The 12,140-nt window shown below is 59.4% G+C and carries 5 protein-coding genes, 2 tRNA genes and 3 rRNA genes; 3 read left to right on the top strand and 7 right to left on the bottom strand.

Features of this window, described 5'->3' with window-relative positions; genetic code table 11:
- Nucleotides 1-378 precede the first annotated feature (378 nt).
- Nucleotides 379-1,536: an alpha-hydroxy acid oxidase gene (locus AC1D2O_RS15285; RefSeq protein ID WP_478157353.1), complete on the top strand. Its 1,158-nt coding sequence runs from the start codon at nucleotides 379-381 to the stop codon at nucleotides 1,534-1,536.
- Nucleotides 1,537-1,563: 27 nt separating this feature from the next.
- Here AC1D2O_RS15285 and AC1D2O_RS15290 read toward each other — a convergent pair whose 3' ends face one another.
- The gene (locus AC1D2O_RS15290) at nucleotides 1,564-2,124 is read right to left on the bottom strand and encodes a putative glycolipid-binding domain-containing protein (RefSeq protein ID WP_478091105.1); all 561 of its coding nucleotides are present in this window, start codon (nucleotides 2,122-2,124) and stop codon (nucleotides 1,564-1,566) included.
- A gap of 159 nt (nucleotides 2,125-2,283) precedes the next feature.
- Between AC1D2O_RS15290 and AC1D2O_RS15295 the strand changes: the two genes are divergently transcribed.
- Complete coding sequence (locus tag AC1D2O_RS15295; RefSeq protein WP_478091119.1) at nucleotides 2,284-3,489, top strand: Y-family DNA polymerase; 1,206 nt, start codon at nucleotides 2,284-2,286, stop codon at nucleotides 3,487-3,489.
- Here the strand turns inward: AC1D2O_RS15295 and AC1D2O_RS15300 are convergent.
- The 6 genes from AC1D2O_RS15300 to AC1D2O_RS15325 all read right to left on the bottom strand — a co-directional run bounded on the left by AC1D2O_RS15300 (nucleotide 3,486) and on the right by AC1D2O_RS15325 (nucleotide 9,877).
- A complete protein-coding gene (locus AC1D2O_RS15300; protein ID WP_478157355.1) occupies nucleotides 3,486-4,526 on the bottom strand; it encodes a purine-nucleoside phosphorylase in 1,041 nt (346 codons plus the stop codon). The two genes, AC1D2O_RS15295 and AC1D2O_RS15300, sit on opposite strands and share 4 nt — an antisense overlap.
- A 137-nt stretch (nucleotides 4,527-4,663) precedes the next feature.
- Nucleotides 4,664-4,776: ribosomal RNA gene (rrf, locus tag AC1D2O_RS15305) — 5S ribosomal RNA — on the bottom strand.
- Nucleotides 4,777-4,904: 128 nt separating this feature from the next.
- Nucleotides 4,905-7,779: ribosomal RNA gene (locus AC1D2O_RS15310) — 23S ribosomal RNA — on the bottom strand.
- A gap of 313 nt (nucleotides 7,780-8,092) precedes the next feature.
- Nucleotides 8,093-8,168 (bottom strand) — tRNA-Ala (locus tag AC1D2O_RS15315).
- A gap of 27 nt (nucleotides 8,169-8,195) precedes the next feature.
- A tRNA-Ile gene (locus tag AC1D2O_RS15320) sits at nucleotides 8,196-8,272 on the bottom strand.
- Between the two features lie 70 nt (nucleotides 8,273-8,342).
- Nucleotides 8,343-9,877 (bottom strand): 16S ribosomal RNA (locus AC1D2O_RS15325).
- The 16S, 23S and 5S rRNA genes sit together here with 2 tRNA genes alongside, the layout of an rRNA operon.
- 628 nt (nucleotides 9,878-10,505) lie before the next feature.
- Here AC1D2O_RS15325 and AC1D2O_RS15330 point away from each other — a divergent pair.
- A partial coding sequence (locus AC1D2O_RS15330) for an ABC-F family ATP-binding cassette domain-containing protein (RefSeq protein WP_478157357.1) occupies nucleotides 10,506-12,140 on the top strand: 1,635 nt, incomplete at its 3' end.

The raw sequence follows: 12,140 nt of genomic DNA on the forward strand, positions 1-12,140 counted from the left end.
CGTACAGGCATCCCGCGCCACGGCCCACGGCATCGCAGGGTACAGGCTGCTGTCCGGTCAAGCCCACCGGGTCTATACCTTCATGCATGGGAGTTCGCTCCACCACTTCCACGGAGGCCGTGATGCTGATCAAGATGACAACCGTGCCGCAGGGACAAGACCCCCATGTCGTGGTCGCCTGGATCCGTGCCTGCATCTGGGCCGGCGTCGAAGGCTGGCCGTTCTGCAGGCTGAAGTAGGAAGCTCGGGCGGTCCGACGATGGACGAGGGATTCTGAGCCGTGTTTCGCAACGCTGTCGGCGGGGCGTCCGGAAAGGGGCGCTCGAGCGCCGCAGATAATAGGCATTGCGCAGCCACAGAACCCAGGAGCCCTTTCCCGTGCCAGACCTGTCCAAGATCACGACCATCGAAGACCTGCGAGTCATCGCCAAAAGTCGCGTGCCACGCATGTTTTACGACTACGCCGATTCCGGCGCATGGACCGAAGGCACCTACCGCGCCAACGAAAGCGACTTCCAGAAGATCCTGCTGCGCCAGCGCGTCGCGGTCAACATGGAGGGCCGCTCGACCCGCACCACGATGATCGGCCAGGAGGTCACGATGCCCGTGGCGATCGCCCCGACCGGCCTGACCGGCATGCAGCATGCCGACGGCGAGATCCTCGGCGCGCTCGCGGCCAAGGCCTTCGGCATTCCGTTCACGCTCTCGACCATGAGCATCTGCTCGCTCGAGGACATCGCCGAGAAGACCGATCGCCATCCGTTCTGGTTCCAGCTCTACGTGATGCGCGACCGCGACTTCATCGAGCGCCTGATCGAACGCGCCCGCGCCGCCAATGTCTCGGCGCTGCAGCTCACGCTCGACCTGCAGATCCTCGGCCAGCGCCACAAGGACATCAAGAACGGCCTCACCGCGCCGCCCAAGCCCACGTTCAAGAACCTGATGAACCTCGCCACCAAGCCGCGCTGGTGCATGGGCATGCTGGGCACCAAGCGCCGCACTTTCGGCAACATCGCGGGCCACGCCAAGGGCGTGAAGGATCTCTCCTCGCTGTCCTCGTGGACCGCCGAGCAGTTCGACCCGACGCTGAGCTGGGCCGACGTCGAGTGGATCAAGAAGCTCTGGGGCGGCAAGCTGATCCTGAAGGGCATCATGGACGTGGAAGACGCGCGCCTCGCGGCGGCCAGCGGCGCCGATGCGCTGATCGTCTCGAACCACGGGGGCCGCCAGCTCGACGGTGCGCCTTCCTCGATCGCCGCGCTGCCGGCGATCGCCGAGGCGGTCGGCACCGAGATCGAGGTCTGGATGGACGGCGGCATTCGCAGCGGCCAGGACGTGCTCAAGGCGCGCGCACTGGGCGCCCACGGCACCCTGATCGGCCGCAGCTTCCTCTACGGCCTGGGCGCCTTCGGCCAGGCCGGCGTGACCCGCGCGCTGCAGATCATCCAGCGCGAACTCGATCTGACCATGGCCTTCTGCGGCCGGACGCAGATCGACGACGTCGACTCGAGCATCCTGCTGCCCGGCACCTTCTGAAGGTGCGCAAAGGCCGACGGCGGCGCGTCAGTCCTCGGCTTCCCAGATCGCCGGGTAGCGACGCACGAAGCCGTCCGGCGTGACTTCCAGCATCGCCTCGTAGTCGAAGCGCGGTGCGCTGTACCAGTAGTCGCGCTCGCTGCGCCGCTCGTAGCGCTGCTGCAGTTCGCTCAGGCCGCCGCCGTCCAGGTCCAGCCAGGCCACCGGGGCATCCGCAGCCTCGCCGGGCGCGAGATGCAGCCTTCGAAGCTGCAGCAGATTGGTCGCCGGCGTGAACCCCAGGTCCAGATCGACGCAATGGCCGAGTTCCATCGCCGGCGCATCGTTGAGCTTCCACCCGCCGTGCGCATCGCGCACGATCGACAGGTCGATCCCCTCGCCTCCGAGCCAGCCGCGCACCGTGCCCCACTGCGTGTGCCACGCGCGATCGCAGCGCACGCGATAGTGCAGCTGCGCGACCCTTCCGTCCTCATGGCGAAATGCCGCCCCGCCGTCGATCTGCCAGTTGTCGCCCTGGCGCTCGAGCCGGCAGACATCGTGCCCCGGCTGGCCGAGCCGGCGCCACAGGATCGAAGCGAGGGTCTGCATGAGCCGGATCATGGCACCGGCAGGCCGCGCAGCGCAAGCGTCGATCGGCACGCCGACACGCCCATCGGGCCGTCCAAGCAGTGCCAGTCGGGCGCAGCCGCAGCAGCGACAATTGCAGGCGTGACGACCGCACCGATCCGCCGCATCGCCCACCTCGACATGGACGCGTTCTACGCCTCGGTCGAACTGCTGCGCTACCCGCAGCTCAAGGGCCTGCCGATGGTGATCGGCGGCGGTCGCCGCAAGGTCGACGAGGCCCTGCGCGCGATGCCCGCAGGCGGCACGCTGGCCGACATCCCGGTGGCCGCCTTTCCGCTGCTCAAGGACTACGCGGGGCGCGGCGTGATCACCACCGCGACCTATGCGGCGCGGCAGTTCGGCATCGGCTCCGCGATGGGGCTCATGAAGGCTGCCAAGCTGTGTCCGCAGGCGCTGATCCTGCCGGTGGACTTCGACGAGTACCGCAAGTACTCGCGCCGCTTCAAGCAGGTCATCACCGAGATCGCGCCGGTCATGGAAGACCGCGGCGTCGACGAGGTCTACATCGATTTCACCGAGGTGCCGGGCGGCCAGCGCGAGGGCGGGCGGGTGCTGGCGCGGCTGATCCAGAAGTCGATCCTCGACGCCACCGGGCTGACCTGCTCGGTCGGCGTGGCGCCGAACAAGCTGCTCGCCAAGATGGCGAGTGAATTCGACAAACCCAATGGCATCTCGATCGTGTTCGAGAGCGACCTGCAGGCGCGCATCTGGCCGCTGCCCTGCCGCAAGGTCAACGGGATCGGCCCGAAGGCCGACGAGAAGCTGCAGCGGCACGGCATCCGCACCATCGGCGAACTGGCCTCGAAGGATCGCGACTGGCTGGTCGCGAACTTCGGGAAAGCCAGCGGCGCCTGGATGCATGAAGTCGCCTGGGGCCGCGACGACCGGCCCGTGGTCACCGAAAGCGAGCCGGTCTCGATGAGTCGCGAGACCACCTTCGACCGCGACCTGCACGCGGTGCGCGACCGCGCCGAACTCGGCGCCATCTTCACCCACTTGTGCGAGAAGCTGGCCGAGGACCTGCAGCGCAAGGGCTACGTCGGCAAGACCATCGGCATCAAGCTGCGCTACGGCGACTTCAAGATCGCGACCCGCGACCAGACCATCGAGGGCTTCACGGCCGATCCAAAGGCGATCCGCCGAATCGCGGGCCAGTGCCTCAAGCGGGTGCCGCTGGAACGCCCGCTGCGCCTGCTCGGGGTGCGCGTGGGCGCGCTCGCCAAAGCCGGTGAGGTTCAGGTGGAGGCGACCCCCCAAAGCGGCCCGGCAGGCCGCGGCAGATCATCGTCCGACGGTGCCGCAGCCCGGACCGCCTCGCTGTTCTAGCGCTGCGGGGCCAGCGCCGGCACGCCGGCCTGCCACTGCGGCCAGTTGACGACGATGTGATCGACCACGCGGCTGCCGACCAGCTCGATGTTCTCGACCGTTTCGGCAAAGCCGCCCGCGGTTTCGCCGGGCGCCGGGTCCAGATGCTGCAAGGTGGTCTCGCGGGGATTGCCCTGGTCGAAATTGACCGCGCCGCGCAGGCTCATCACGCGATCGGTGCCGTGCTGGCGCTTGATCACCAGCGTGATCGCGGCGGCTTCCATCTCGGTGATCACATAGTCGTCGGCGCCATACAGCTTCGCGATGTACTGCGCCTGGTTCGACATGCCCGGGCCGTGGAAGAAGGTGTCGCCGGTCATGTGGGTGCCGGTGCCGACGAAAGGCGCGCGCCGCGCAGCCGCCTGCGGATAGCGCAGGCGGTAGGCCTTGGCCGAATCGGAGTCCTTCAGCGGCGTGTCGGCCGAGAGCATCATCGCCCAGGCGACCAGTTCGGGATTGAGCTTGAAGCGGCGGTACTCCTCGTAGCCCTTGCGCGGCATGAAGGTCGGCTCGCCGGACTTGTTCTCCTCGGGTGCCCAGCGATGGCCGAGGTCGTAATCGACCAGCCAGGTGGCCCAGTTGACCTCACCGATGGTCCCGCGCGAAGGAGGCGTGCCGGCCACCCCCGAAATCACGTAGTAGGCTTTGGAAAAATCGAACTTCGGACTGGTCAGGATGGCCTGCATCGACGACGACGAATTGACCTTGCCCATGCCGAGCACCGAACCGCAGACGCCGTCGGCGTTGCAATACACCGGTTGCAGCGCACCGGGCACCGTGACCGGCGTCGCACTCTTCCAGTAGCGCTCGTACCAGTGCTGGAATTCACCGGCGCGGTCGCCGGTGTTCTTGCCGATCTCGAACATGGCGCCGACAAACACCTTGACCTTCACGGGCTCGGCCACGGGCGGCTGGGGCGTCGAAGCGCAACCCGCGGCGAATGCAACAACGGCAGACAGTGCCACCCAACGGGCACGGCGGGACCAGACAGGGGACATGGGAATACTCCGGTAGGAAATGGCGTGATTGTCGCAAAGCCCGTGCCCGCCGGTGCCGGGACGCCCACGCGTGTGGTGGCGCCAAAAACGCAAAAAGCCCAGCCTTTTGAGGGGCTGGGCTATTTGGGGCTGTAAGAGCCTGACGATGACCTACTTTCACACGGGAACCCGCACTATCATCGGCGCTGAGTCGTTTCACTGTCCTGTTCGGGATGGGAAGGAGTGGGACCAACTCGCTATGGTCATCAGGCATAAAGGGTTGTCATGCTGACTGGGTCAGCACAACGAATTCATAGAGTCTGGAATTAGCTTTTGGCTAGAATTATTTTGAATGCGTCAACTTGGCATAACAGCCTTGATCGTATAGATCAAAGTTATAGGGTCAAGCCGCACGAGCAATTAGTATCAGTTAGCTTAACGCATTACTGCGCTTCCACACCTGACCTATCAACGTCCTGGTCTTGAACGACTCTTTAGGGGGCTCAAGGCCCCGGCAGATCTCATCTTGAAACGAGTTTCCCGCTTAGATGCTTTCAGCGGTTATCTCTTCCACACTTAGCTACTCGGCAATGCCACTGGCGTGACAACCGATACACCAGAGGTGTGTCCACTCCGGTCCTCTCGTACTAGGAGCAGGCTTCCTCAAATCTGCAGCGCCCACGGAAGATAGGGACCAAACTGTCTCACGACGTTTTAAACCCAGCTCACGTACCTCTTTAAATGGCGAACAGCCATACCCTTGGGACCGGCTACAGCCCCAGGATGAGATGAGCCGACATCGAGGTGCCAAACACCGCCGTCGATATGAACTCTTGGGCGGTATCAGCCTGTTATCCCCAGAGTACCTTTTATCCGTTGAGCGATGGCCCTTCCATACAGAACCACCGGATCACTATGTCCTGCTTTCGCATCTGCTCGACTTGTCAGTCTCGCAGTTAAGCACGCTTATGCCATTGCACTATCGTCACGATGTCCGACCGTAACTAGCGTACCTTCGAACTCCTCCGTTACGCTTTGGGAGGAGACCGCCCCAGTCAAACTGCCTACCATGCACTGTCCCCGATCCAGATAATGGACCTAGGTTAGAACCTCAAACACACCAGGGTGGTATTTCAACGTTGGCTCCACAAGATCTAGCGACCCTGCTTCAAAGCCTCCCACCTATCCTACACAGATCTGTTCAAAGTCCAATACAAAGCTACAGTAAAGGTTCATGGGGTCTTTCCGTCTTTCCGCGGGGAGATTGCATCATCACAAACATTTCAACTTCGCTGAGTCTCAGGAGGAGACAGTGTGGCCATCGTTACGCCATTCGTGCAGGTCGGAACTTACCCGACAAGGAATTTCGCTACCTTAGGACCGTTATAGTTACGGCCGCCGTTTACTGGGACTTCAATCAAGAGCTTGCACCCCATCATTTAATCTTCCAGCACCGGGCAGGCGTCACACCCTATACGTCCACTTTCGTGTTTGCAGAGTGCTGTGTTTTTAATAAACAGTCGCAGCCACCGATTTTTTGCAACCCATTCATGCTCCGTTGTTCACTTCACACTAATAGGGCACACCTTCTTCCGAAGTTACGGTGTCAATTTGCCGAGTTCCTTCTCCTGAGTTCTCTCAAGCGCCTTAGAATACTCATCTCGCGCACCAGTGTCGGTTTGCGGTACGGTCGTGTGTAGCTGAAGCTTAGTGGCTTTTCCTGGAACCTCGWTCAGTCACTTCACCAGCAAGCTGGCTCGATCATGGGCCTCGGTATATGACGGGCGGATTTGCCTACCCATCGCCTACTTCCCACTAAACCGGGATATCCAACACCCGGATGACCTATTAAGATCCGTCCCCACATCGCACTACACATCGGTACAGGAATATTGACCTGTTTCCCATCAGCTACGCATCTCTGCCTCGCCTTAGGGGCCGACTCACTCTACGCCGATGAACGTTGCGTAGAAAACCTTGCGCTTACGGCGAGGGGGCTTTTCACCCCCTTTAACGCTACTCATGTCAGCATTCGCACTTCTGATACCTCCAGCACGCTTTACAACGCACCTTCACAGGCTTACAGAACGCTCTCCTACCACTTGCAATAAATTGCAAATCCGCAGCTTCGGTAACTGGCTTAGCCCCGTTACATCTTCCGCGCAGGACGACTCGATCAGTGAGCTATTACGCTTTCTTTAAATGATGGCTGCTTCTAAGCCAACATCCTGACTGTTTTAGCCTTCCCACTTCGTTTCCCACTTAGCCAATTTTAGGGACCTTAGCTGGCGGTCTGGGTTGTTTCCCTCTTGAGTCCGGACGTTAGCACCCGGTGCTCTGTCTCCCAAGCTGTACTCGTCGGTATTCGGAGTTTGCCTTGGTTTGGTAAGTCGCCATGACCCCCTAGCCAAAACAGTGCTCTACCCCCGACGGTAATACTTGAGGCACTACCTAAATAGTTTTCGGAGAGAACCAGCTATTTCCAAGTTTGTTTAGCCTTTCACCCCTATCCACAGCTCATCCGCTAGTTTTGCAACACTAGTCGGTTCGGACCTCCAGTACCTGTTACGGCACCTTCATCCTGGCCATGGATAGATCACTTGGTTTCGGGTCTACACCCAGCGACTGATCGCCCTATTCGGACTCGATTTCTCTACGGCTTCCCTATTCGGTTAACCTTGCCACTGAATGTAAGTCGCTGACCCATTATACAAAAGGTACGCAGTCACCCCTTACGAGGCTCCTACTTTTTGTAAGCACGCGGTTTCAGGATCTATTTCACTCCCCTCCCGGGGTTCTTTTCGCCTTTCCCTCACGGTACTAGTTCACTATCGGTCGATGATGAGTATTTAGCCTTGGAGGATGGTCCCCCCATATTCAGACAGGATTTCTCGTGTCCCGCCCTACTTTTCGTTAGCTCAGTACCACACAGGTCTTTTCACGTACGGGGCTATCACCCGCTATGGCCAGTCTTTCCAAACTGTTCCGTTAAGTCTTGTGCTATCACTAACAGGCTCTTCCGATTTCGCTCGCCACTACTTTCGGAATCTCGGTTGATGTCTTTTCCTCGAGCTACTGAGATGTTTCAGTTCACCCGGTTCGCCTCGCATGACTATGTATTCATCATGCGATACCCTTTCAGGTGGGTTTCCCCATTCGGAAATCTCCGGATCAAAGCTAATTTGCCAGCTCCCCGAAGCTTATCGCAGGCTATCACGTCCTTCGTCGCCTATCATCGCCAAGGCATCCACCACGTGCTCTTATTCACTTGACCCTATAACTTTGACGTTTCTTCACAGAAACCAAAATTAATCAAGGAATTGCCAGGTCTTTCACCTGGCGCGTTATGCCGTACTTCATACTTTCGATTTGATTCGAAATTGAAGTTCATAATTGACGCAATCAAAAATTCATGTCGCTGATGGCACGGTCTGCACTAAACCTTTACGAATGTGCAGTTTCCATCAGCGACGCTAATTCGACTCTATGAATTTTTAAAGAACAGCCGATTGATCAAGAGATCTTGATCAACAACAAAGATGCCTCTTGCGAAGCAGCTTTGGTGTTGAATGTTTTTCGTGTTGAAGTGGTGGAGGATGACGGGATCGAACCGACGACCCCCTGCTTGCAAAGCAGGTGCTCTCCCAGCTGAGCTAATCCCCCGGGTCCTCACGAGACTATCGGAAGATATGGTGGGTCTAGTTGGGCTCGAACCAACGACCCCCGCCTTATCAAGACGGTGCTCTAACCAGCTGAGCTACAGACCCATGTCGATGTTTCGACATCTTCCAACAACCGATAAGTGTGGGCGTTCAGCTTGAACAGCTTTATTTCCAGAAAGGAGGTGATCCAGCCGCACCTTCCGATACGGCTACCTTGTTACGACTTCACCCCAGTCACGAACCCTGCCGTGGTAATCGCCCTCCTTGCGGTTAGGCTAACTACTTCTGGCAGAACCCGCTCCCATGGTGTGACGGGCGGTGTGTACAAGACCCGGGAACGTATTCACCGTGACATTCTGATCCACGATTACTAGCGATTCCGACTTCACGCAGTCGAGTTGCAGACTGCGATCCGGACTACGACTGGTTTTATGGGATTAGCTCCCCCTCGCGGGTTGGCAACCCTTTGTACCAGCCATTGTATGACGTGTGTAGCCCCACCTATAAGGGCCATGAGGACTTGACGTCATCCCCACCTTCCTCCGGTTTGTCACCGGCAGTCTCACTAGAGTGCCCAACTAAATGTAGCAACTAATGACAAGGGTTGCGCTCGTTGCGGGACTTAACCCAACATCTCACGACACGAGCTGACGACAGCCATGCAGCACCTGTGTTACGGCTCTCTTTCGAGCACTAAGCCATCTCTGGCAAATTCCGTACATGTCAAAGGTGGGTAAGGTTTTTCGCGTTGCATCGAATTAAACCACATCATCCACCGCTTGTGCGGGTCCCCGTCAATTCCTTTGAGTTTCAACCTTGCGGCCGTACTCCCCAGGCGGTCAACTTCACGCGTTAGCTTCGTTACTGAGTCAGTGAAGACCCAACAACCAGTTGACATCGTTTAGGGCGTGGACTACCAGGGTATCTAATCCTGTTTGCTCCCCACGCTTTCGTGCATGAGCGTCAGTACAGGTCCAGGGGATTGCCTTCGCCATCGGTGTTCCTCCGCATATCTACGCATTTCACTGCTACACGCGGAATTCCATCCCCCTCTACCGTACTCTAGCTATGCAGTCACAGATGCAGTTCCCAGGTTGAGCCCGGGGATTTCACAACTGTCTTACATAACCGCCTGCGCACGCTTTACGCCCAGTAATTCCGATTAACGCTTGCACCCTACGTATTACCGCGGCTGCTGGCACGTAGTTAGCCGGTGCTTATTCTTACGGTACCGTCATGAGCTCTCTTTATTAGAAAGAACCTTTTCGTTCCGTACAAAAGCAGTTTACAACCCGAAGGCCTTCATCCTGCACGCGGCATGGCTGGATCAGGCTTGCGCCCATTGTCCAAAATTCCCCACTGCTGCCTCCCGTAGGAGTCTGGGCCGTGTCTCAGTCCCAGTGTGGCTGGTCGTCCTCTCAGACCAGCTACAGATCGAAGGCTTGGTGAGCCTTTACCTCACCAACTACCTAATCTGCCATCGGCCGCTCCATTCGCGCAAGGTCTTGCGATCCCCTGCTTTCATCCGTAGATCTTATGCGGTATTAGCACAGCTTTCGCTGCGTTATCCCCCACGATTGGGCACGTTCCGATGTATTACTCACCCGTTCGCCACTCGCCGCCAGGATTGCTCCCGCGCTGCCGTTCGACTTGCATGTGTAAGGCATGCCGCCAGCGTTCAATCTGAGCCAGGATCAAACTCTATAGTTCGATCTTGATTTTGCGCCCGACCTCGCGGTCAAGCAAAACTCATAAAAAAAGAAATTGAAGTGAACTTCACTTCTATTCTCATGAGCGTTTAAAGTCTTGAAGACTTTGTTCCGAAGAACTTAGCCATTCGCCTCAAACGCCCACGCTTATCGGCTGTATATTTTTAACGATCCGTCAAAACAATCTCTTGTTTTGCTTGCTTCGCTGCGATCAGCGGAGCCTTCGATTATGACACGGTTTTTTAAGAACCGGCAAACTTTTTTCGCTTTCTTTCGTTTTCTACAACCGCTTCACTTGGAAGCCGCTGCAGTCTGCGTTTTCTGCGGAGCCTTCGATTATGACACAGTTTTTTCAACTTCGTCAAACCCGGAGGTCTTTTTTCTTCCCGCTTCCCTTCGACTTCCGCAACACCCCTCGGGAGGAATGCCGCATCGCCTTCGTTCAGCGGAGCCTTCGATTATGACTCGTTTTTTCTAACTTCGTCAACCGTCTTCGGCTTTTTTTCGACTTGCCTGGCAGGTCCTTTCGGGCCGCCTGACAGAAGACGCTTTCGCGTTTTCAGCCGAGCCTGCGAGTATATGCCACTTTTAACGGCTCGCAGGCACTTCGCTCCGATAATTGGGTCCACATGGCACTCATCACACTCCTCGACGCGCAACTCGCGTTCGGTCACGTCCCGCTGCTCGACCATGCGGACTTCTCTCTCATCGAATCGGAGCGCATCGGGCTGATCGGACGCAACGGCGCGGGCAAGTCCTCGCTGCTCAAGATACTGGCCGGCCTCGAGAAGCCCGACGACGGGACGCTGCAGATCCAGCAAGGCGTGCGGGTGACGTATGTCGCGCAGGAGCCGATGCTCGATATGGAAGCCGACGTGTTCACTTCCGCGAGCGCGGGGCTCGCCGCGGTGATCGCGGTTCGCGACCAGTATCTGTCGGGCGCCCCAGGGCTGGACCTCGATGCGCTCCAGTCGCAGATAGAAGCCTTCGACGCCTGGAACTGGGAGCAGCGCGTCGAAGAAACGCTGCATCGCCTGCATCTGGACGGCAGCGCCATCGTCGGCTCGCTGTCGGGCGGCACGCGCAAGCGGGTCGCGCTGGCGCAGGCGCTGGTGGCTTCGCCCGATGTGCTGCTGCTCGACGAACCCACCAATCACCTCGACCTCGATTCGATCGAATGGCTCGAGCAGTTGCTGATCGATTTCAAGGGCAGTGTGGTGACGATCACCCATGACCGCAGCTTCCTGAACCGCGTAGCGACCCGCATCATCGAGCTGGACCGGGGCAAGCTCGGCTCCTACCCGGGCAACTTCGAGCAGTACCTCATACAGAAGGAGGAGCAGCTCGCCCAGGAGGCCGTGATCAATGCCAAGGCCGACAAGTTGCTGGCCCAGGAAGAGATCTGGATCCGCAAGGGCGTGGAGGCGCGCCGCACGCGCAGCCAGAGCCGCATCAGCCGGCTCCAGGAAATGCGCGCCAACCGCTCGGCGCGGCGCGAGGTCCAGGGCAGCGTGAACATGGATGTGGCCTCGGGCCAGGCCAGCGGCAAGATCGTCGCGGAGCTGACGGAGGCCTCCAAGTCCTTCGGAGACAAGGCGGTGATCCGCAACTTCACGGGGACGATCCTGCGCGGCGACAAGGTCGGCCTGATCGGTCCCAACGGCGCAGGCAAGACCACGCTGCTGAAACTGATCCTCGGAGAGCTCGAGCCCGATGGCGGCAAGATCCGCCGCGGCGCCAACCTGCAGGTGGCCTACTTCGACCAGATGCGCAACGCGCTGAACCTCGACGCCACGCTGGAGGACTTCATCAGCCCGGGCAGCGAATGGATCGAGATCGGCAGCCAGCGCAAGCACGTGAAGAGCTACCTGGCCGACTTCCTGTTCTCGCCGGCGCGCGCCCATTCACCGGTGCGCTCGCTCAGCGGCGGGGAGCGCAACCGGCTGCTGCTGGCGCGCCTGTTCGCACGACCGGCCAATGTGCTGGTGCTCGACGAGCCGACCAACGACCTCGACATCGACACGCTGGAGCTGCTCGAGGACCTGCTGCAGAACTACGACGGCACGGTGTTCCTGGTGAGCCATGACCGCACCTTCCTCGACAACGTGGTGACCAGCACGATCGCCTTCGAGGGCGACGGGCGCTGGCGCGAATACGAAGGCAGCGTGCAGGACTGGCTGACGCAGTCGAAGCGCGCACGCGAGATCGCGCAGCAGCGTGCGGCGGCCGCGCCGCCGGCGGCCGCACCGGCACCGGCACCGGCA

Source organism: Variovorax sp. P1_G12, assembly GCF_056405555.1.

Coding starts and splice junctions, on each gene's coding strand:
- AC1D2O_RS15290 (WP_478091105.1), bottom strand. CDS start 2,124: ATGCAGACCCTCGCTTCGATCCTGTGGCGCCGGCTCGGCCAGCCGGGG.
- AC1D2O_RS15300 (WP_478157355.1), bottom strand. CDS start 4,526: ATGTCCCCTGTCTGGTCCCGCCGTGCCCGTTGGGTGGCACTGTCTGCC.
- AC1D2O_RS15295 (WP_478091119.1), top strand. CDS start 2,284: ATGGACGCGTTCTACGCCTCGGTCGAACTGCTGCGCTACCCGCAGCTC.